The 19,434-nt window shown below is 70.0% G+C and carries 17 protein-coding genes; 6 read left to right on the top strand and 11 right to left on the bottom strand.

Annotation, left to right across the window (positions count from 1 at the left end; genetic code table 11):
* Positions 1 to 132: 132 nt before the first annotated feature.
* Positions 133 to 1,242, bottom strand: coding sequence for a hypothetical protein (locus tag QZ647_RS15530; protein WP_291273029.1), 1,110 nt, complete (start codon positions 1,240 to 1,242; stop codon positions 133 to 135).
* 81 nt (positions 1,243 to 1,323) lie between these two features.
* Here QZ647_RS15530 and galU point away from each other — a divergent pair, with 81 nt between their 5' ends.
* Positions 1,324 to 2,196: a UTP--glucose-1-phosphate uridylyltransferase GalU gene (gene galU / locus QZ647_RS15525; RefSeq protein ID WP_291273028.1), complete on the top strand. Its 873-nt coding sequence runs from the start codon at positions 1,324 to 1,326 to the stop codon at positions 2,194 to 2,196.
* Here galU and QZ647_RS15520 read toward each other — a convergent pair.
* The 4 genes from QZ647_RS15520 to mnmG all read right to left on the bottom strand — a co-directional run bounded on the left by QZ647_RS15520 (position 2,193) and on the right by mnmG (position 6,990).
* Positions 2,193 to 4,307, bottom strand: coding sequence for a cation-translocating P-type ATPase (locus tag QZ647_RS15520; RefSeq protein ID WP_291273027.1), 2,115 nt, complete (start codon positions 4,305 to 4,307; stop codon positions 2,193 to 2,195). The genes galU and QZ647_RS15520 overlap by 4 nt on opposite strands.
* A gap of 19 nt (positions 4,308 to 4,326) precedes the next feature.
* Positions 4,327 to 4,533, bottom strand: coding sequence for a heavy metal-associated domain-containing protein (locus QZ647_RS15515; protein ID WP_291273026.1), 207 nt, complete (start codon positions 4,531 to 4,533; stop codon positions 4,327 to 4,329).
* Positions 4,534 to 4,568: 35 nt separating this feature from the next.
* Positions 4,569 to 5,030, bottom strand: a complete 462-nt coding sequence (locus QZ647_RS15510) for a MerR family transcriptional regulator (protein ID WP_291273025.1) — start codon at positions 5,028 to 5,030, stop codon at positions 4,569 to 4,571.
* A 76-nt stretch (positions 5,031 to 5,106) separates the two neighbouring features.
* Positions 5,107 to 6,990, bottom strand: coding sequence for a tRNA uridine-5-carboxymethylaminomethyl(34) synthesis enzyme MnmG (gene mnmG, locus QZ647_RS15505; protein ID WP_291273024.1), 1,884 nt, complete (start codon positions 6,988 to 6,990; stop codon positions 5,107 to 5,109).
* A 233-nt stretch (positions 6,991 to 7,223) separates the two neighbouring features.
* Between mnmG and pssA the strand changes: the two genes are divergently transcribed.
* The 4 genes from pssA to QZ647_RS15485 are packed head-to-tail and all read left to right on the top strand — an operon-like array spanning position 7,224 to position 12,423.
* On the top strand, positions 7,224 to 8,063 hold the full coding sequence (pssA, locus tag QZ647_RS15500; RefSeq protein ID WP_286354398.1) for a CDP-diacylglycerol--serine O-phosphatidyltransferase: 840 nt from the start codon (positions 7,224 to 7,226) through the stop codon (positions 8,061 to 8,063).
* A gap of 60 nt (positions 8,064 to 8,123) precedes the next feature.
* On the top strand, positions 8,124 to 8,780 hold the full coding sequence (locus tag QZ647_RS15495) for an ABC transporter ATP-binding protein (protein ID WP_291273023.1): 657 nt from the start codon (positions 8,124 to 8,126) through the stop codon (positions 8,778 to 8,780).
* Complete coding sequence (locus QZ647_RS15490) at positions 8,777 to 11,344, top strand: ABC transporter permease (RefSeq protein ID WP_291273022.1); 2,568 nt, start codon at positions 8,777 to 8,779, stop codon at positions 11,342 to 11,344. The genes QZ647_RS15495 and QZ647_RS15490 overlap by 4 nt, the downstream gene beginning before the upstream one ends.
* A complete protein-coding gene (locus QZ647_RS15485) occupies positions 11,341 to 12,423 on the top strand; it encodes a lipocalin-like domain-containing protein (RefSeq protein ID WP_291273021.1) in 1,083 nt (360 codons plus the stop codon). Before QZ647_RS15490 ends, QZ647_RS15485 begins: the two co-directional genes overlap by 4 nt.
* Positions 12,424 to 12,471: 48 nt before the next feature.
* Here QZ647_RS15485 and QZ647_RS15480 read toward each other — a convergent pair whose 3' ends face one another.
* The 6 genes from QZ647_RS15480 to QZ647_RS15455 form a co-directional block, all read right to left on the bottom strand.
* Positions 12,472 to 12,972 carry a hypothetical protein gene (locus QZ647_RS15480; protein ID WP_291273020.1) on the bottom strand — a complete coding sequence of 167 codons (501 nt, stop codon included), beginning with the start codon at positions 12,970 to 12,972 and terminating at the stop codon, positions 12,472 to 12,474.
* A gap of 79 nt (positions 12,973 to 13,051) precedes the next feature.
* The gene (locus tag QZ647_RS15475; RefSeq protein WP_291273019.1) at positions 13,052 to 14,425 is read right to left on the bottom strand and encodes a nucleoside transporter C-terminal domain-containing protein; all 1,374 of its coding nucleotides are present in this window, start codon (positions 14,423 to 14,425) and stop codon (positions 13,052 to 13,054) included.
* A gap of 100 nt (positions 14,426 to 14,525) precedes the next feature.
* Positions 14,526 to 14,882, bottom strand: coding sequence for a hypothetical protein (locus QZ647_RS15470; protein WP_286354404.1), 357 nt, complete (start codon positions 14,880 to 14,882; stop codon positions 14,526 to 14,528).
* Positions 14,883 to 14,921: 39 nt separating this feature from the next.
* Positions 14,922 to 15,305, bottom strand: coding sequence for a DUF2752 domain-containing protein (locus tag QZ647_RS15465; RefSeq protein WP_291273018.1), 384 nt, complete (start codon positions 15,303 to 15,305; stop codon positions 14,922 to 14,924).
* On the bottom strand, positions 15,302 to 15,997 hold the full coding sequence (locus tag QZ647_RS15460; protein WP_291273017.1) for a hypothetical protein: 696 nt from the start codon (positions 15,995 to 15,997) through the stop codon (positions 15,302 to 15,304). The genes QZ647_RS15465 and QZ647_RS15460 overlap by 4 nt, the downstream gene beginning before the upstream one ends.
* Positions 15,997 to 16,677, bottom strand: a complete 681-nt coding sequence (locus tag QZ647_RS15455; RefSeq protein WP_291273016.1) for a hypothetical protein — start codon at positions 16,675 to 16,677, stop codon at positions 15,997 to 15,999. The genes QZ647_RS15460 and QZ647_RS15455 overlap by 1 nt, the downstream gene beginning before the upstream one ends.
* A gap of 75 nt (positions 16,678 to 16,752) precedes the next feature.
* Here QZ647_RS15455 and QZ647_RS15450 point away from each other — a divergent pair, with 75 nt between their 5' ends.
* The gene (locus QZ647_RS15450) at positions 16,753 to 19,425 is read left to right on the top strand and encodes a HEAT repeat domain-containing protein (protein WP_291273015.1); all 2,673 of its coding nucleotides are present in this window, start codon (positions 16,753 to 16,755) and stop codon (positions 19,423 to 19,425) included.
* Positions 19,426 to 19,434 lie beyond the last annotated feature (9 nt).

Genomic DNA, 19,434 nt, shown 5'->3' with positions numbered 1-19,434 from the left:
GGCTCCCCTCGGCACCTCGCAGCCTCAACTGCGCAGGACATTCAGACTATCACTGTGGAGCCGCAGCGCAAGTGGAAATTTTTCAGAGGAGCCCGCCAATGTTGGGTCTCTGAAGAAATCCCCAGGCATTTCCTAGGAAATCCCCAGTTTCAGAAGGGTCCGGCGCTTCCCCGACTCCACCGCCGGCTGATCAAAGGGATCAACCTCCAGCGCCATGCCGCTAAGCCCCACCACCAGTTGCCAGGCCATGAGGAAGGCGCCCAGAGAGGCTTCGTCCAGAGCATCCAGATGCCAATGCAGCACGGAGATTCCCGCCCCCTCCAGGGCTTCGCGGGTGCCTTCGGCTTGCGCCTGCAGAATCTCGGCGCCGCCCCACCGGCCCAGGCCGGGGAACGGGCACTGCGCCGGAGGATCGGAGGGTTCTGCGGCGATGCTGTTGCCCGTCGTCACCAGCACCACACCGACATTGCGGGGACCATCAAGCCAGCGCTGCAACTGCGCGTGTTGATCCTGGGGACCGACGGCGCGGATGGGCGTGATGCCTCGCCGGCTGCCATCCTTCGCCTGCTTGCCCAGGCTTTCCGCCACGAGCTGGACCCACCAGGCACCCACCGTTTCCAGCGGCGTGGCGTAGGGCAGCAGCACCCACTGATCAGTGCCGCGGAGGAAACCTCCCGTGAAGGCGCGGACCATGTCCCAGACCCGCGTGCCCCACACGCCCCGTTCCTGTTCCGCCTGCGCCACCACCTCGCGGGCTCCTACGAGGAGCCGGCCCGCGTCCAATCCCGCCCAGTGCAGCGGCAACGCACCGATGGCCGTGAAGGCCGAGTAGCGCCCGCCCACCTGCTCGGGAATGGGCAGGATCCTCCAGCCCTCGGCCCGTGCGAGCTGGGCCAGCGGGTTCGCGTCATCCTGCGTGATGGCGATGGGCGCCTGCCGCCAGCGTCCCCAGCCGGCCTGGGCCCGCAGCCGCCCGATCCAGGTCCACAGCTCCAGTGTGCGGCCGCTCTTGGAGGCGAACACGAGCTGGTCTTCCGGCTCCAGCCGGATGCCATTCGGCTCGGGCGAGGCCAGCGGCTGCCAGCGGTGACGAAGAGAGGCTCCGGCCAAGGCATGGATCAGGGCATCCGCGGGCAGGAGGGAGCCGCCGATTCCGCACCAGAGCAGGCGCCCCGGAGCCAGAGAGGCAGGGAGTGCGACATCTTCCGCAGAACGCCACCCCGACATCGGGTGCCCGGCCATCTTTGACCACATTTCCCGCGATTCCATTCCGACCCCTGCCATTCCATTTATCTTAGGTCATCATGGGCCTTCGGAGCCGCCATGAACACCATCCACAAGGCCGTCATTCCCGTCGCAGGCCTGGGCACGCGCTTCCTGCCCGCGACCAAGGCCCAGCCCAAGGAGATGCTGCCCCTCGTGGACACGCCCGTGATCCAGTATGTGGTGGAGGAGGCCATCCGCGCCGGTGTGGAGAGCATCGTGCTGGTGACGGGCCGGGGGAAAGCTGCCATCGAGAACCATTTCGATGTCGCGTATGAGTTGGAGGACACTCTGCAGCGGCGCGGCAAGCAGGAGGATCTGGATCTCGTCCGCGGCATTACGCATCTCGCCCAGTTCGCCTATGTCCGCCAGGGCGAGCCATTGGGCCTCGGCCATGCCGTGCTGTGCGCGCGGCATGCGGTGGGTGACGAACCCTTCGCCCTCCTGCTGGGCGATGATGTCTTCGATGATCGCGATTCCGCGCTGAGCGCCCTCATCGCCGCCCACCAGGCCACGGGCAAATCCGTCGTCGGCGTTCAGGAGGTGCCCGAAGCGCATGTCTCCCGTTACGGCATCGTCAATGCGCCGGGCCCTGGCGAAACTGTTTGGAATGTGACATCCATTGTCGAAAAGCCTCGACCCGAAGCCGCTCCGAGCCGGTGGGCCGTGGTGGGCCGCTATGTGCTGGAGCCCCGTGTGTTCGAACATCTCGCCGCCCTGGAGCCCGGCGTAGGGGGCGAGTATCAGCTGACAGACGCCCTGGCGATCCTGGCACAGGAGGGCCGCCTGGTCGCCGCCCCCATCCCCGCCAAGCGGTTCGACACCGGGAACAAGCTCGACTATCTGAAGGCGAATGTGGAGTTCGCCCTCAAGCGCGAGGACCTGCGCGAGGATTTCTCCGCCTACCTGAAAGAGCTTTCGAAGGGGCTCTAGCGGCGCAGCCGCAGGGCGTTCAGGACCACGGTCAGCGAGCTGAGGCCCATGGCCAGGCCCGCCAGCATGGGGCCACCGAAGCGCTCCAGCTGCCCGAAGGCCGCCAGCGGCACCAGCAGGAGGTTGTAGCCGAAGGCCCAACCCAGGTTCTGCCGGATCACGCGATGGGTGCGCAGCGCCAGGCGCCGAGCCGCCAGCACGGGTTCCAGGCCCGGCCGCAACAAGGCCAGGGGCGCAGCGGCCATGGCCGCTGCCGTGCCCTGCTCGCCCGCCCCGGAGCCCATGGCGATGCCGCAATCCGCCTGGGCCAGGGCCGGCGCATCGTTCACGCCATCCCCCACGAAGCCCACCACGGCGCCGCGGGCCTGAAGATCCCGGATCCGTCCCAGCTTGTCTTCGGGACGCAGGCCGGCGGACACCGACTCGATCCCCGCCGCCGCGGCCATGGCCTGGGCTGCCTGAATCCGATCTCCCGTGAACAAGTGGAGACGAAGCCCCTGGCGCCGGAGCTGCTCCACCACGGCGGGGGTTTCCGCCCGCAGACGATCCCCGAGGACGAAGACGGCCTTCAGCCCGGAAGCATCCGCCAGGCCCACCGCAATGCCATCCCCATCGATTTCCGGGAAGGACGCCTCCAGGAAATCCGCGCTGCCCAGGCGCCAGGAAACGCCCTTCAGATCGCCACTGACGCCCCCTCCCGGATGGGCCCGGAACCCATCGACGGGTTTCAGGGGCCCGCCATGAGCCGCCACCAGGCCTCGGGCAATGGGATGTTCCGAATCCCGTTCCAGGCTCGCGGCGATGTCCAGCAGATCGGCTTCCGAGGCCTCCCCCAGCCGCAGGATCTTCCTCAGCCGGGGTCGCCCTTCGGTGAGAGTTCCCGTCTTGTCGAAGGCGAGATCCGTCGCCTGCCCGAGCGCCTCCAGGGCCGCCGCATCCCGTACCAGCACGCCCCTCCTGGCCGCGGCACCCAGCCCCACCATCACCGCCACGGGCGTGGCCAGCCCCAGGGCGCAGGGACAGGCGATCACCAGCAGCGTCACAGCCGGGCGCCAAGCCTGGGCCAGCGATCCCGTGACCCCCCACCAGCCCGCCAGGGTCAGCAGGGCCAGCGCGAGAATGACGGGCACGAAGACGGCGCTGATGCGATCGGCCAGATCCTGGGCCGGCGCCTTGGAGCCCTGGGCCTGGGCCACGAGGGCCGCCATGCGGGCCAGTTGGGTTTCGGCGCCGACCGCCTGGATCTCCTGCTCCAGGGCCGACCCGTGGACCACCGTGCCTGCCACCAGGGCTTCTCCCACACCTTTGGGGACCGGCAGGGGCTCGCCCGTAAGCATGGATTCATCCACTTCGGCCTGCCCGGTCACCACGCGGCCATCCGCCGGCACGGCATGGCCCGGCAGCACACGGACGCGGTCCCCGGGCCGCAGCGCCGCCACCGGGACTTCTTCCACCGATCCATCCCCCGCCAGCCGGAGGGCCGTCGGCGGCGCCAGGGCCAGCAGTTCCTTCAGCGCGTCCGTGGCCTTCGACTTGGCGCGGCTCTCCAGGTATTTCCCTGTGAGCAGGAAGGCCACGAGAGCCGCGGCGGTCTCAAAGCTGAGGTGGTGCACCCCGTTCAGCCACTCGATCCCGGCGAAGATCCAGGCGACGCCTGCACCCAGGGCGATGAGCGTGTCCATGGACGCCTGCCCATGCCGGGCCTGCCGCGCCGCGCGGCGGAAGAAGCCCCAGCCGGCCCAGAAGACCACGGGGGCCGACAGCACGGCCTGGAGCCAACCCGGCAGGTGCAGGCCCAACCCGGGAACCATCGCCAGGAGCAGGGGCGTGGTGAGCACCAGCGCCACCACCATCCGGCGACGGGCCGGGCCCGGATCCTCCCCGGCCTGCGGTCCCGGGGTCTCGGCTGCGATCCGCTCCAATCCGTAGCCCGCGTCCTCGACCTGGGCGGCCAGCACCTCGAAAGCGGCTTCGCCTTCGACGGTGGCCATGGCCGTGGCCAGGTTCACGGACGCCCCCCGCACGCCAGGCGTGGCGGTCAGGGCCTTTTCCACATGACGCACGCAGGATGCGCAGGTCATGCCGGTCACGGCATAGGTCTCGGTGCTCATGAGCCTTCCTTGGGCCGATTCAGGCCTGTTCCATCAGCTGATAGCCCGCCTCGGATACCCGGGCGGAAAGGGCCTCGAAGGTCGCGGTCCCCGTCACCCTGGCCGTTCCCTGGGCCAGGTCGACGGACACCTCGCTGACGCCGGGCGTGGCGCGAATCGCCTTGTCGACATGGCGGACGCAGCCGCCGCAGGTCATGCCCGTCACGCGATAGATCTGGGTCGTCATGGGACCTCCATTCAGAAAGGTTCAGGCTGGGAGGATCAGGCCCGCGCCGGCAGGCGCTGGGCTTCGGCCAGCAGGGTTTCCATCAGGTTGCAGCCCAGGGCGCTGCTCTGGCCGTCCGGTGTGCCGAGGGTGATCCTCAGAATCTCCACCAGCAGCTGGATTTCGCTCAGCTTGGCCTCCAGGGCGCTGAGCTTGCCGCCCAGGGCCTCCCGCACATGGGCGCAAGGGGCGCTGTCCTGGCGCAGGGCCCGCAACAGCTCCTGGACCTCATCGAGCGAAAAGCCTGCCGCCTGGGAGGCCTTGAGTACGCGCACCCACTGGACGGCTTCCTGCGGGAAGAGCCGGTAGCCCTTGGTCGAGCGGGGCAGTTCCCCGAAGACCCCGGCATCGGCGTAAAACCGCAGATTCCGGGCGGTGAGCCCGGACCGCGCGGCCAGTTGGCCGATCTTCAGCATCCGGGGCGTGGTGGTGGGGCGGGGTTCGAGAACGGCCTGCATGGGAACCTCCCGAAGGTCTACCCTTCCAGGTTAAGGTTCCAGTTACATGGAAGATCAAGGATAAATTTAAGAAAAACTATATGCCCTTGGAGCGATGGATCAGCAGGTGCAGCAAGGTGACCGCCGCCGGGGTGACTCCGGGGATGCGATGGGCTTGGCCCAGGGTTTCAGGTCGGTGCAATTTTAGTTTTTCCAATACTTCCGTGGAAAGTCCTTGAACCTGCTCCATGCGGAAATCTGCCGGGATCCGCACATGGTCCCAGGCCCGGTGACCCTCCAGCAGGCGCGCCTCCCGCTCCCGGTAGGGAGCGTAGCGGAGCTCGAAGAGCAGCAGGTCCCGCTCCCGGGCGGGATCCCAACCCTCTCTTTCCGTCCCCCACCCCTCCAGCTGGGCGAGGCAGGCATCCGCCTCGGCCGGGCCCATGTGCTGGCGGCGCAGCAGGTCCGCCAGGGTCAGGCCCGCGTCGAGGCGCAGCCCCGCGCGCGCGGCGATGGGTCCGAAGGGGCTGGTCTGGGTCACCCAGGCGGTTTCGCACTGGGCGTGCAGCCGAGCCCGGCGCACGACCTTGGCTTCCACCAGGGCCAGTTCTCCCGGCTCCAGGGCCCCCACCGCCCTCGCCACCGTCAGCAGGCGGGCGTCCGCCAGGTCGCAGGCCAGGCCCAGCCGGTGCTCGGCCCGGGCCGTGAGCATGCGGTAGGGTTCGTCCGTGCCCTTGGTCACGAGGTCGTCGACCATCACGCCGAGGTAGGCCTGGTCGCGCCCGAGGACGATGGGTTCCTGGTCCCGCAGCCAGCGCACGGCGTTGATCCCCGCCAGCAGGCCCTGGCCCGCGGCCTCCTCGTAGCCCGTGGTGCCGTTGATCTGCCCCGCGAACCAGACCCCCTCGAGGCCCTCTACGGACAGGTCCCGGTGTAGCTGGAGAGGATCGAAGCTGTCGTACTCGATGGCGTAGCCCGGCCGCAGGATTTCCGCCGACTCGAAGCCCGGGAGGCTCTGCACCATGCGCAGCTGCACCTCCGGTGGCATGGAGGTGGAGAGGCCCGCCAGGTAGATCTCCTCGGTCTCCAGGCTTTCCGGTTCCACGAAGATCTGATGGCGCCCCTTGTCGGGGAATTTCACGAATTTGTCTTCGATGGACGGGCAGTAGCGGGGGCCGATGCCTTCGATGTGGCCCCCGTAAAGGCTCGACTTGGGCAGGTTCTCCCGCACGATGGCCTCGGTCAGAGCCGTGGTGTGGACGATGTGGCAGGGCACCTGGGGCTGGGGGATGTCCCGGCTGAAGAAACTGAAGGGTCGGGGCGGATCGTCGCCGGGCTGGATCTCAAGGCGGCTGAAATCGATGGAGCCCTTCGCCAATCGGGGGCTCGTGCCCGTCTTCAGGCGGCGATGGCGCAACCCCAGCGAACGGAGTTGCTCCGCCAGGTGGGTGCTGGCGGGCTCCCCCGCCCGGCCGGCCTCCAGGCGCCGCTCCCCGATGAGGATGCGGCCGTTGAGGAAGGTGCCGCTGGTGACCACCACGGCGTCGCAGGGCAGCACGGAGCCGTCCAGCAGTTCCACGCCGCGCAGACCTCGGGTGCCGTCCCGCCACAGCAGGCCCGCGGCCGTCCCCTGCCGCAGCTTCAGGTTCTCCGTGTGCTCCAGCAGCCGGCGGGCGGCGCTGCGGTATTTCACCTTGTCCGCCTGGGCCCGGGGGCCGCGCACGGCCACGCCCCGGCTCTCGTTGAGAATGCGGAAATGGATGCCGGTGGCATCGATGAGGCGGCCCATGGCGCCGCCGAGGGCGTCCAGCTCCCGCACCATGTGGCCCTTGCCCACGCCGCCGATGCTGGGGTTGCAGCTCATCTGGCCGATCTGATCGAGGTTCATGGTGAGCAGCGTCGTGGCCAGGCCCATGCGGGCAGCCACATGCGCCGCCTCGATTCCCGCATGCCCACCGCCGATCACCACCACCTGCTTCATCCCAGGACCTCCGCCCAGCCTTCGATGAGGGGAATCGAGGCCTCCCTCCTATCGCGGGCGACATCCAGTCGCCCACTCCCGCGTTCCGCTGCGCGGAGCCGCGGAGTCGGGACAATTCCCGCATGCCCACCGCCGATCACCACCACCTGCTTCAAGCCGCCCTCCACGAGGAGCCAGGATACCCTTCCGCACGCCGGGGAACCCCGGGGGCCGGGATGTGAGAAACTATCCCCATGCGACCCCGTCTGAGCCCCGAGGAACGCCGTGACCGGCGCAAGCGCGCCATGCGGCGGTCCATGTTCGTGCTGCCGTCCAGCATCACGATGGCCTCCATCTTCTGCGGGTTCTCCAGTGTGGTCATGTCCATCAACGCCGCGGGCGCCACGCCCGAGCGCTACTTCCTGTGGGCCGCGGGCCTGCTGGTGCTGGCGGGTGTCTTCGATGGCCTGGATGGCCGCGTGGCCCGGGCCACGAACACGGCCACCGAATTCGGCGTGCAGCTCGACAGCCTGGCGGATGTGGTCAGCTTCGGGATGGCGCCGGCCATCCTGGCCTACCGCTACGGCTTCTTCCAGTTCGGCATCCACGACTCGCACCTGCGGGCCGTGGGCTGGGCGGCCTGCTTCGTCTTCACCGCCTGCGGCGCCCTGCGCCTGGCGCGCTTCAATGTCCAGGTGGGCTCGACGGACCCGCGCTACTTCATGGGCCTGCCCATCCCGGCCGGCGCCGCCTGCGTGGCCTCGGTGATCATCTGGCACCCGACGCCCCCGGCCTCGGCGGCACACGCGTATGCCTTCGCCGCAGAGCTCTTCGCGGTGGGGCTCCTGATGGTGTCCACGATCCGCTTCCCCAGCTTCAAGAAGCGGGCGGGCAGCCCCCGCGCCGCCATGCTCACCAGCCTGGGCATCGTGCTGCTCTTCGCGATGATGATCCTGTTCCAGCAGCGGTTTTTCGTCGGCTTCTTCGCCGCCTATGTGACCCTCAGCCTCCTCCTGAACCTGGCCTGGAAGGCCGGATGGCACGGCATCGAGCCCCCCCGGGACGGCCGCGAAGACCTCGAAATCGTCCATTAATATTTCTAGACAAATATCCAGCTTTCCTCACGCTCCGATAGAGTCGAGGGAGGGGGACTCATGGCGGTGCTGCGGGCCAGGGGCGTGGGCAAGCGATTTGGGCCCCGCTGGGTGCTCCGGTCCCTGGACTTCGACCTCGCCGAGGGCGAGCGGGTGGCCCTGTTGGGCCCCTCGGGGTGCGGCAAGACCACCTTCCTGAACCTGCTGGGGGGCCTCGACCGCCCCGATGCGGGGGCCATCCTCCTCGACGGCGAGCCCCTCCACCTGGCCACCCCCGAGCGGCTGGCGGACCTGCGTCGTTCACGCCTGGGCACGGTCTTCCAGTTCTTTCACCTGATCCCCACCCTCACGGCGGAGGAGAACCTCGAGCTCCCCCTGAGGATGCTGAAGTGGCCCGAGGCCCGGATCCGCGCGCGGTGCGCCGAGCTGATCCGGGCCGTGGGGCTCGCCTCCCGGGCCCAGGCCTGGCCGGCCGAGCTCTCCGGCGGGGAGATGCAGCGGGTGGCCGTGGCCCGGGCCCTGGCGGCCCGGCCCGCCGTGCTGCTGGCTGATGAGCCCACCGGGAACCTGGACCGGGCCTCCGGAGAGGCCGTCCTGTCCCTGTTGGCGGAGCTGACGGAGCAGGAGGGTTCGGCTCTTGTCATGGTCACCCATTCCGAAGCGGCTGCCGGCATCTGCCACCGGGTCCTCCGCATGGAAGACGGCCGCTTTCTATGAGCTGGTTGGCACGGCGGCTGGTGGTCCGGGCCCTGGCGCGGGAATGGGTGCGCACGCTCCTCACCCTGGTGGCCGTGGCCCTGGGCGTGGCCGTGTTCCTCTCCATCCGGCTGGCGAACCGGGCCGCCGTGGCCAGCTTCGAGCAGTTCACCCGGGGGGTGGGCCAGGGATCCGACTTGATCATGCAGGCGGAGGCCGGCCCCCTGCGGGAGTCCATCCTCCCCGGCCTGCGGCCCCTGGCGGAATGGGGCTGGATGCGCCCCGTGGTCGAGGGGAGCTTTGCCCGGGCAGGTACGCTCGAGGGCTTTCAGCTGATGGGTCTCGATCTGGTGAGCCTGGGGGCCACCGCCGGGGAGGATTCCGCCGCCCCCCAGGAGGCAGGCCCTCTCCATCAGACGACGGAGGGTTTCTACGCCCTGCTCCAGGATCCGGAGGCGGTCCTGGTCCCCTCGGCCCTGGCGGCGGAGGGCCTCGGTCCCGGAGCGTTCCTGGAGGGTTTCATCCAGGAGCGCCCGGTCCGCTTGCGCGTGGTCGGCCTCCTGCCCGACCCGCCCAACCGCCCCAAGCTCCAGCGGAACCTCCTCGTCATGGACCTGCCCGCCGCCCAACGGATCCTCAACCGCGCGGGCGAACTGGACCGCATCGAATGGGGCCTGCGGCCCGGGGCCCACCTGGCGGACCTGGAGGGCCAGGCCCGGCATCTGCTCCCCCCCGGCCTCCTGCTGGAGCCTCCGGAGCAGCGCGCTGAGAGTGGGCGCACCATGACCGCCGCCTTTCGCTTCAACCTCACCATCCTCAGCCTCATCGCTCTGGCCGTGGGGGCCTACCTGCTGTTCCAGGCCTTCGATGCGTCCGTGAACCGGCGGCGCGAAACCTGGGCGACCCTGCGGGCCCTGGGCTTGCCCCCCGCCGGCGTCACGCGCCTGCTGCTCGGGGAGGCCGCCCTGTTGGGCCTCCTGGGGAGCCTGCTGGGCGTGGGCCTCGGCTGGCTGCTGGCTCAGGGCACGGTGAAGGCCGTCAGCCGCACGGTGAACGCCCTGTACGGCGCCAGTTCCGCCCGGAGCGCCACCCTCAGCGGCAGCGAAGCCGGACTCGTCCTGACGGTGGGTGCCTTCGCGTGCCTGGTGGCCGCCTGGGTTCCCGCCCGCCGGGCGGCCCTGACCCCGCCGGTCCAGCTGCTGGCCCGGGAGGGCGGTCCCAAGCCCGTGCGCTGGGGCTGGGCAGGCGGGGCGGGCGCCGCCTCGCTGCTGCTGGGCGCGGGCCTGGCCTACGGCCTCCATCCCTCCCCCGGCGTGGCCTGGCACGCCTATGCCGGGTCCGGCCTGGCCCTGCTCGGAGGATCTCTCGTGGCGGTGGCCCTGCTCCCCCTCCTGGGCCTGCCGGGGCGAGGTCTCCGGTCGTGGCGGCTCCGGCTCGCCCTGCGGCCCCTGCTGCGCCCGACAGGCCGCCACGGCTTTGCCGCCGCCGCCCTGGCCGTGGCCGTGGGCATGGCCTCTGGAATGGGCGTGATGGTCCAGAGCTTCGAGCGCACCGTGCTCGCCTGGATCGGCAGCAGCCTCCGGGCGGATCTGTATGTGTCGCCCCTCGGGGCCGCCGGCGCCGGCAGCCACCACCGCATGGCCCCGGCCACCGCGGATCGCCTCGCCGCGGATCCCGCCGTGGCCGCGGCGGATCGCTTCCAGATGCTGCCCATCACCTTCCGGGGCCGCCCCACCTTCCTCGGGGCCGGGGACATGGGCGTCCAGGCCTCCCGGGGCGGCCTCATCCTGGCCGCGGGAGGTCCCTTCCCGGGTCCCCTGCGCGCCCTTCGCGAGGGCGGAACCACCGATCCTGGCGTGCTGGCATCCGAGACCTTCGCCCGACATTTCGGGGTGCGGGTGGGAGAGGTCCTGGAGCTTCCCGTGCCCGGGGGCACCCGCCGGGCCACGGTGCGCGGCATCCTCGCCGACTACGGGAACGAACGGGGCAGCCTGATCCTCGACCGGCCGGTCTTCCTCGCCTGGTTCCAGGATGCGCAGGTGGCCAGCGTGGCGCTCTACCTCAAGCCCGGTGAATCGCCAGAGGCCGTGGCCGCGCAGCTCCGGCGCGGGCATCCCGGTCTGCAGATCCGCAGCAATGGCGCCCTGCGGACCCAGGTGACCACCATCTTCCGGCAGACCTTCGCCCTCACCTACGCGCTCGAAGCCATCGGCCTCCTCGTGGCGGTGCTCGGCCTCGCCCAGGGCCTCACCGGCCTGGCCCTCGCCCGGCGCGGCGAGATCTGGTCCCTGCGGGCGCTCGGCGCCACCCGGGCGGAGCTCACGGGCATCCTCGTGCTCGAGGGCCTCGGCGTGGCCATGGCCGGGCTCCTCGCGGGCCTGGGCCTGGGCCTCCTGCTCGCGCGCATCCTCGTGGATGTGCTCAATCCCCAGGTCTTCGGCTGGACGCTCAGCTTCTCGGTCCCTTGGGGGTTCCTGGGCCTGGCCACCCTGTCCACCCTGGCGGCGGCCCTCCTCGTGCTGATCCCCACGGCCCGCTGGGGGGCCCGGCTCGGAGCCGACCGGGAAGTCGAGGAGGGCGCATGAAGGCGATCCTGGCAGGTGTCCTCGCCCTCGCGTGCAGCGCCGGGGTTCCTGATTCCGGGGCCTTCGCGGTCGCCCGGCCCGGCTACCGGTTCGCCTTCCCGAGGGATCACGGCAGCCATCCCGCCTTCCGCTCCGAGTGGTGGTACTTCACCGGCCACCTCTGGACCCCGGATGGGGCCCGCCGGTTCGGGTACCAGCTCACCTTCTTTCGCCAGGCCTCGCCCCCGGCAACCTGGAAGGGCAGCCCGGCCTGGCGGAGCGACCAACTCCAACTGGCCCACGCCGCCCTGACCGACGAGGCCGGCCATCGCTTCCTGGTGGCCGAACGCCTGGATCGGGCAGGTCTGATGGCCGGGGCGGCCACCGACCGCCTGAGCGTGTTCCACCAGGACTGGCGGGCGGAACAGGATCCTTCCGGGCGCATCCGCCTGCACATGACCGTGCGCGGTGCGACCTTGGACCTGGCCCTGGATCCCGCCACCCCACCCGTGATCTTCGGCGAGGAGGGCGTGAGCCGGAAGGGGGCCGATCCCAGCGCCGCCAGCCACTACCTCACCTGGCCCCGGCTGTCGGCCCAGGGCTCCCTCCGGCTTCCGGAAGGACCCGCGCTCGCGGTCCGTGGCCAGGGCTGGATGGACCACGAGTTCAGCTCCAACCAGCTCGATGCCGAGCAGGTGGGCTGGGACTGGGCGGGCATCCAATTGCGGGACGGCCGCAGCCTCATGGCCTACCGCCTGCGCCGCCGGGACGGCAGCCAGGATCCCTACTCCACGGTGACCGAGGTGGATGCCGGGGGGCGCGTCCGCCGCCGCACCCAAGCCTTCACGCTGGGGGCGACCGGCACCTGGAGGAGCCCTACCAGCGGCGCCGCCTATCCCACGCCCCTGGTGTTGGAGGCCTGGGGAGAACGCCATACCCTCGTGCCGGTGCTCCCGGATCAGGAATTGCGGACGGGCCGCAGCTCCGGCATCACCTACTGGGAAGGCGCCTGCCGGGTCCTGGATGCCGCGGGGCGCGAGGTGGGCGAGGCTTATGTGGAGCTCACCGGCTACGCCCACTCTCTGAAGGGGCGATTCTGAGGCATGAGAAGGCCCCGCCGGGGCGGGGCCTTCGGTGGAGGAAGACGATTAAATGGCGGTGGCGCCCGCGGGCACGGCCACGCCGGCCACGGCAGCCACCTTCGCGTTCGACATCAGCTTGCCCCCGGTGCCGGGCCCGATGCCCAGCGCCGCGCCCTGCTTCACGCCCGCCTCGGTGGTGGCGACAGCGGGCACCTTGAGGGCGGCCATGCGCTGGATGAGGAAGCTGGCGGCGGAGGAGCCGTCGCCGGCCACCTTGTCGCCTGACAGGAGGATCACCGCATCGGGTTTGCGGCCCGTCAGGGTGCCGATGGCCTTGCCCATGTCCTGGGGACCCTTCACATCCACGACCATCACCTTCAATCCGCCGGCGGCGGCGGTGAGGGCCGAAAGGGCGGCCTTGCTGCCGTTCGCGTCGCAGACCACGGCCACGGTGCCGACCTGAGGCCAGGCTTTCTTCATGGCGCCGATCACGGCGTCGTAGTCCCCCGCTGCAAGCGTCATGGAGACGAGGGCAGAAACGAGAACCAAGGAACGGACACGAATCATCAGCACTACCTCCGGCGATCCCCCTTCATCGGCAGATTCGAGGAAAGGCTGGAGCATAGAGTTGTATTGATGGTTTTTTCTAACTGAGGATCCCGGCGATGCAGGCGCTCAGGAAATTCGCCAGGGTCCCAGCCAGCATCGCCCGGATGCCCAGGCGGGCCAGATCGCCGCGACGCTCGGGCACCAGGGCGCCGATGCCCCCCACCTGGATGGCGATGCTGCTGAAGTTGGCGAAGCCGCACAGGGCGAAGGTGGACACCAGGCGGGCCTTGGTGGACAGGTTCGTCATGGCCCCCAGATCCAGGAAGGCCACGAACTCGTTCACCACCATGCGCTTGCCCAGCAGCGATCCCACCTGGCCGGCCTCGATCCAGGGCACGCCCATCAGGTAGGCAAAGGGCTTGAAGACGGCGCCCAGCACCAGCTCCAGGCTGAAGCCTGGGTGGATGGCCTTCATCAAGCCGTTGAGCAGGTAGATGAGCGCGATGAAGGCGATGAGCATGACGGCCACATTGAAGGCCAGCTGGCCGCCCTCGAAGGCGCCCCGGGCCGCGGCATCCAGCACATTGGCGTCGTGGTTGGGGATGTCCACCTTGATGTCGCCGGCCGTCTCGGGCGTTTCCGTCTCAGGCTCCAGCAGCTTGGCCATCATCACCGCGCCGGGCGCCGTCATGATCACGGCCGTGAGCAGGTGCACGATGTCCACATGGGCCACCTGCACATAGGCCACCATGATGCTGCCCGACACATGGGCCATGCCTGCGGTCATGATCACCATGAGTTCGCTGCGGGTCATGCGTGCCAGAAAGGGCCGGATGGTGAGGGGCGCCTCGGTCTGGCCCATGAGGATGCTGGCGGCCACGCTCACGCTCTCAGCGCCGGAGACCTTCAGGAAGCGGCCCATGGCCCGCGCTGCGGCGCTGACCACCCACTGCATGACGCCGATGTAGTAGAGCACCGCGAAGATGGAGGCCACGAAGATGATGGTGGGCAGCACGGCGAAGGCGAAGACCATGCCCACCTTGCCGCCGGGCCCATCGGACAGCGAGCCGAACACGAAGCTGGCCCCTTCGTGGGCGTAGGCCATGAGGTGCTCGACCACGATGCGCATCTGGTCGAAGGAAGAGCCCACGAGATTCCCGCGGAGCAGGCCGAGGACGATCACGCCGAACAGCGCCCAGTTCAGCGCCTTGTTCTCATAGGATGCGAACCGCCGCAGCAGCATCGGCGTGAACATCAGGACCAGCACCACCCATCCGGTCCCCTTCGGGAAGGGGAGGAAGGACAGCAGGCCAGAGATGACGGAGCCCTTGAGCACGATCAGCGCGAAGATCCACTGCAGGGTGAGGCCCCAGCCAATGGTGCGCCAATGGATGGCGCTCCGCTTGTGCGACAGCGCATACGCAATCGCCATGAAGGCCACGATTCCGGCCAATCCGATAAAGCGTTCCATCCAGGCTCCTAGGCCGAGTGGGCGGGTTCATCCCACCCACTTGGCGGGGGCCCGGGGGGACATCGCGAGCGCTGCGAGCAGGCGGTCCCCCCGGACAGCATTACAACTCGTCGTTCAGGGCCTTGATGGCCTGTTCCATGTAAAACCGCGCGCGGCCCAGCAGGCCCTCCCGCTGCATCACGAGCACGAGGGTGCATTGCTCGCCGGCGCCCATCATGAGGATCCAGTGCTGGTCGGTGGCGAAGGCCACCTGCTGCACCTCGCCGCGGTCGAATTCCTCCACGGCCTGCTGGAGGTGCCGTTTCACCATGTGTTGATAGGCGCCCAGGAGTTGCAGCCCCTCGTTCGGGATCTGGATCGTGCGTGACGAGATCGGATCCCCGTCCCGGTCGTTGAAGGTCGCGGCCAGGGACTCGGGCACCCGTTCAATCAGCTGATCCAGGATTTGCTGGAACATAAGGGGACTCCGGTGATTCGTGTCCAAAGCATGACCGGACTAAATCCCGCGCGCCACCTGGAGCGCCCAGATTCCCACCAGGGCGGCCCAGACGGCGAGGCGGGCGGCCCGGGAATCCGGCAGCGCCGGATAGGAGTCCCCCCGCCAGGCGCGGCGGAGATCCCAGAGCACCGCCAGCGGCAGCGCCGCCAGCGCGGCCGCGGCCGGGTACCAGTGGAAGGCTTCGCGCCAATGCCCCCCGGCCAGCGCCAGGACGCAGCGCGTGGCCCCGCAGGTGGCGCAGGCGAATCCGGTGATCCGCTTGAAGGGGCAGACCGGCAGCAGGTCCGCCAGGGGCGCCAGGAAGGTGGCGGCCCAGAGGCCCAAGGCCAAGCCCAGGGCGAGGCCCAGCGCCGCCAGGGCGATCCAGGGCACGCGCCTCATGCCGCGGCCCCCAGCAGCGCCAGCAGGGTCACCCCCAGGCCCAGGGCGCAGATCCCCAGCAGGGCCGCATGAACCACGGTGGCCGCCACGCCCCGCCAGGGTTCGCAGCCGTGCCGAGCGGCCAGGGCGAAGCCCCGGAAGAGCCAGAGGTAGCCGTCCAGGAGCAGGAGCGGGACCGCCAGCAGAAGGCCCAGGCCCGGGAGGAAGCCCAGCAACCCCACCAGCGCCCCCAGGGCGGTGATGCGCAGGGCCTCGGCCTCGGCCCCCAGGCTGGCGCGGAAACCGCGCTTCCCCTTCAACCCGCCCACCAGCCAGAGCCCCATGTGATCCCAGACCGCGTGATGGAACCAGGTGCCCAGCAGGATCAGGGGCACGGCCAGCAGCAGCCAGGGCCACACGCGACCGAAGGCCGGCGGGGGCGGCAAGGAGGCCAGCAGCCGGCCCAGATCCTCGGGATCGCCCCCGAGCCCCCGCGCCAGCCGTTCGGCCAGCCAGGGGGGAGGCCCGTTCTGGCACAGGGCTCCGTAGCCCTGAAGCCCCTGCCAGACCGTCAGGCCCGCGTTCACCAGGACCGGGGGCGCCCACGCGGCGAGCATGGTCCCCACGGCCCGCCCCAGGGGCGGGGCCTCCCCGGGAAAGGCAGCGCCGGGCCGGACCAGGGCCCGGAGGGACGCCGCGAAGGGGAGACCCATCACTTCCTCAGGAAGAGGGCTTCGTACTCGCGGAGGGCGACGGGATCCCCATCGCGCTTGATGGGCCCCTGGAACTCCCGGGGGCTCAGGTCGGCGAATTCCCCGAAGGTGGCCACATTCCCGTTGATGTAGGCGATGAACTCATCCTGCCGGCCCTTGATGTAGCCCCGGAAAGGGCGGGCCATCACGCCCAGCAGGGCCGAGTCCAGGGCCGTCCAGGTCTGGAGGTGGGTCTCGAACCCGCGCTTGCTCTCCCAGTAGCGGTACGAAGTCAGCATCCGGGCCCCCACGGAGAAGGGCGTCTTCAGGCGGCCCTTCTCTGCCCGGCCCTCCACCAGGTACACCCGGTGCCCCGGCCGCTGATACACCAGCCGCAAGGTGCCCCTGAGTCCCCGGCCATCGTCGAGGCTCCAGGCCCCGTCCGGGTGGACGAACCCGTAGAAGCTGGGCACGAACTGGCAATGCCGCCACATGGCCAGGCTCAGGCGCGGGTGGTCGAACAGCTTCTCCATGGTGGCCAGGCGGACATGTTTCGGCTGGGTCTGGGTCTCGAAGATGAAATCGGCGCGGTTCACGATGTCCAGCGCCTCCTCCCGGGCGGCCGGCGGGAGCTGCGCCAGGAAGGCGGGAGGCTGGGCCTGGGCCAGGAGAGCCAGGGAGGCGAAGAACAGGGCGCGCATGCTGAAAACGCTAACACCTCCCGGGGAAATGGTGGTTCTTCACTCCGCGCCGGGTTGGGCCGATGAACCACCTTGATGGCCGCTCCCCTCCGACACCTCCCCGTCACGCCGCTGGACGAACTCCGCGCCTGGCTCGGCAACCCTGCCGAAGGCGATGCCGCCGCCCTGTCCCGGCTGAACCAGCTCCTGCAGCAGCTCCGCCAACTGGCCCTGCCCGAGCTCGGAGGCCGGCTCGTCAAGGCCACCTCCACCATCGCCCTGAAGCGGTTCATCCTCGGGCTCACCGCAAAATTCGACTGGCCGGAGTGGACACCCTGGATCCTGCAGGCCCTGCAGCATGAGCCTGATCTCGGGGTCTTCGACGAGGGCTGTGCCGCCCTCGGCCGCCTGGAGCTCCGCTCGGCCCGGGAGGCCCTGCAGAAGTTGGCCGCCCAGCGCACCGATCCCGATCGCCAGCTGATCCTCCGTCGCGAGCTCAGCGCCCTCGATTTTCAGCAGCCCCTGGCCTTCTACCTGGGCCGGCTGCTGGAGGGGGAGAGCAACCCCCGCCTCGCCCACCAGGGCGCCCGGGGCCTGGCCGCCGGGGCGGAACACGAGGACTTCCCGCAGCTGTGGGAGGCCCTGGCCGGGGCGGACCCCCTGGCGTTCCGGCTCCTGCTCCGGGCCGTGGCCGAGCTGCCTGGGGAAGCCCCGGGCCCCGCCCTCCTCGAGTTGTTCCGGGAGACCCTCCGCACCCTGGAGGACCTGGGCGCCCTCGAGGCCCTCACCCAGCGGATCCAGACCAGCGCCCGCACCGCCGCCCGCACGGATCTGGCCCAGGCTCTCAGTGACCGGATGGCGGCACGGGCCCCCGAGGAAGTCCTGGCCCTCCGGGAAGCCATGGGGGCCGGCGAGGCGGGCCATCCCGGCGCCCCTCTGGATCGCCTGAGGGAACTTGCCCACGGCCCCTACGAGGTCTTCCAGACCGAGGCCCTGGCCATCCTGCTGGAGGGCAAGGTCGCCCGCTTCAGCGCCATGGTCACCGAAGCCCAGGACACCGCCACCAAGCAGCAGGCCCGCCTCTCCGCCACGCTGAACCAGATCTGCGACGGCCTGGTCCGGCAGGCCCTCGCAGGCCACATCCCCGCGGCCGACATCCTTCCGGTCCTCGAGGATGCCTTCGACCGCTTCTCGCACAGCCCGGGCCTGGACTATGCCTTCTGCCGGCTGGTCCCGGCCAGCGCCGACGCCAGCCTGGGCCATGTCCCGAAGGCCCAGGAACCGAAGCGCCGGATCGCCTGTCTGGATGTGCTCGGAGCCCGCGAAGAGGACGCCCTCGTGCCCTTCTTCCTGAGGGCCATGGAGGATTCCATCGTCGAGGTGGGCCAGCGCGCCATGCACCACTTCGGCAAGCTGCCCTCCAGCTTTCCGGCGGTCATGGAGCTGTTCCGCTCCGGACAGCCCGAGCGCGTGCGTACGGCCCTGCACATCTTCGCCGAGAACGGGACCAAGGCCGCCGCCGAACCCCTGATGGAGTATCTGAAGACGGATGTCCGGGACGACCTCGTCCTGGAATGCGTCGAGGCCCTCGGGGCCATCCGCAGCCCCATGACGGCCCCGGTCCTGCTGGACCTGCTCCACGACGGGAAACCGGCCCGGCTCCAGGAGGCCCTGGTGGATGCCCTCGCGGCCATCGCCACCCCCGAATCCGGCCTCGGCCTGCTGGCGAAGGCCGCCCACCTGAAGCTCCCCGAGGTACTCATCGTCGCCCTGGAGGGGGCCCTGGCCGCCTTCCCGGGATTCGAGCGCCCCCTGCCCCAGTCGGAGCTCCCGCTCCTGGAGCAGCTCATCGCCCGCTGCTGCGATGACCGGGAGGGCGAGGGGCAGCGCCTGCGGGCCATTCTCGCCACCCAGCACCTCTACTGCTTCGACCAGGAGTGCTACCTCCGCCTCAAGGACGCCTTCTCCGATGTGCTGTTCGAGCTGCGCACCAAGGCCGACTGGGACCGGGAGACCAATGACCGCGTGGCCGCGGTGGTCAAGGAGCTGGGCCGGCGGAGCGCGAGCCTGGGCCACATCGCCGGGAAAGAAGAGAAAGTCCGCGCCCTCGTGCAGGCGATCCCACCCCAGGGCCCCGGTCGGGCCCCGGCCCTGCTGGCGCTGCGCGAGGCCCTCCACGACCCCGAGTTCATCATGCGGGCCGAGCTGGCCGAGGAGATCGCCACCTATGCGCTGTCCGAGTTCGGCCGGAAAGATCAGGACTGGCGCGAGCTCGCGCGACTCTGCGAAATCGCCGGACTCACCCGGCAGGCCCAGCTCGTGGAGCCGCTGAAGGAGCTCTTCAACCGCGCCACCGGCCTGGGGCTTCGGAGCGCCGCCAAGGAGGCCCTCCTGGCCCTCGGGCTGGACGAGGCGGACATCTCCCGCCGTGCACCCATCCATTCGATCCTGCTGCTGGACCCCAGTGCCTTCTTCCGCAAGCGCCTGCTTGCCGCCCTGGGCGGGACCTGGGATGTCCGCGAGGCCGGAAGCCGCAGCGAGGCCGCGCCCATGCTGACCGAACGGCCTGTGGACCTGCTCATCTCGGAGCAGACGGACGCCACCGGCGACCTGCGCCCCTGGCTGAAGATGCAGTGTGAGACCCGGCGGTGCCGTCAGGTGCTGTTGTCCACCGCCGCCCGCGACACCAGCCCCGGCGAGCCTTGGATCCTGGGGGTGCTGTACAAGCCTTACCCGCCCGAGCAACTCCTGAAGGCCCTGGAACCCTGAACCGGCATG

The sequence above is a fragment of the Geothrix sp. genome, assembly GCF_020622065.1.
Classification (GTDB): domain Bacteria; phylum Acidobacteriota; class Holophagae; order Holophagales; family Holophagaceae; genus Geothrix.
The sequence above is the reverse complement of the archived record's forward strand: the minus strand, read 5'-3'. Positions and strand labels throughout refer to the sequence as shown.

Bases quoted from the DNA above. Each gene is read 5' to 3' on its own strand.
- QZ647_RS15475 (WP_291273019.1), bottom strand. From the start codon at position 14,425: ATGGAACGCTTTATCGGATTGGCCGGAATCGTGGCCTTCATGGCGATT.
- QZ647_RS15520 (WP_291273027.1), bottom strand. From the start codon at position 4,307: ATGAGCACCGAGACCTATGCCGTGACCGGCATGACCTGCGCATCCTGC.
- QZ647_RS15530 (WP_291273029.1), bottom strand. From the start codon at position 1,242: ATGGCCGGGCACCCGATGTCGGGGTGGCGTTCTGCGGAAGATGTCGCA.
- QZ647_RS15450 (WP_291273015.1), top strand. From the start codon at position 16,753: ATGGCCGCTCCCCTCCGACACCTCCCCGTCACGCCGCTGGACGAACTC.
- QZ647_RS15515 (WP_291273026.1), bottom strand. From the start codon at position 4,533: ATGACGACCCAGATCTATCGCGTGACGGGCATGACCTGCGGCGGCTGC.
- galU (WP_291273028.1), top strand. From the start codon at position 1,324: ATGAACACCATCCACAAGGCCGTCATTCCCGTCGCAGGCCTGGGCACG.
- QZ647_RS15495 (WP_291273023.1), top strand. From the start codon at position 8,124: ATGGCGGTGCTGCGGGCCAGGGGCGTGGGCAAGCGATTTGGGCCCCGC.
- mnmG (WP_291273024.1), bottom strand. From the start codon at position 6,990: ATGAAGCAGGTGGTGGTGATCGGCGGTGGGCATGCGGGAATCGAGGCG.
- QZ647_RS15485 (WP_291273021.1), top strand. From the start codon at position 11,341: ATGAAGGCGATCCTGGCAGGTGTCCTCGCCCTCGCGTGCAGCGCCGGG.
- QZ647_RS15490 (WP_291273022.1), top strand. From the start codon at position 8,777: ATGAGCTGGTTGGCACGGCGGCTGGTGGTCCGGGCCCTGGCGCGGGAA.
- pssA (WP_286354398.1), top strand. From the start codon at position 7,224: ATGCGACCCCGTCTGAGCCCCGAGGAACGCCGTGACCGGCGCAAGCGC.
- QZ647_RS15460 (WP_291273017.1), bottom strand. From the start codon at position 15,997: ATGGGTCTCCCCTTCGCGGCGTCCCTCCGGGCCCTGGTCCGGCCCGGC.
- QZ647_RS15510 (WP_291273025.1), bottom strand. From the start codon at position 5,030: ATGCAGGCCGTTCTCGAACCCCGCCCCACCACCACGCCCCGGATGCTG.
- QZ647_RS15465 (WP_291273018.1), bottom strand. From the start codon at position 15,305: ATGAGGCGCGTGCCCTGGATCGCCCTGGCGGCGCTGGGCCTCGCCCTG.
- QZ647_RS15480 (WP_291273020.1), bottom strand. From the start codon at position 12,972: ATGATTCGTGTCCGTTCCTTGGTTCTCGTTTCTGCCCTCGTCTCCATG.
- QZ647_RS15470 (WP_286354404.1), bottom strand. From the start codon at position 14,882: ATGTTCCAGCAAATCCTGGATCAGCTGATTGAACGGGTGCCCGAGTCC.
- QZ647_RS15455 (WP_291273016.1), bottom strand. From the start codon at position 16,677: ATGCGCGCCCTGTTCTTCGCCTCCCTGGCTCTCCTGGCCCAGGCCCAG.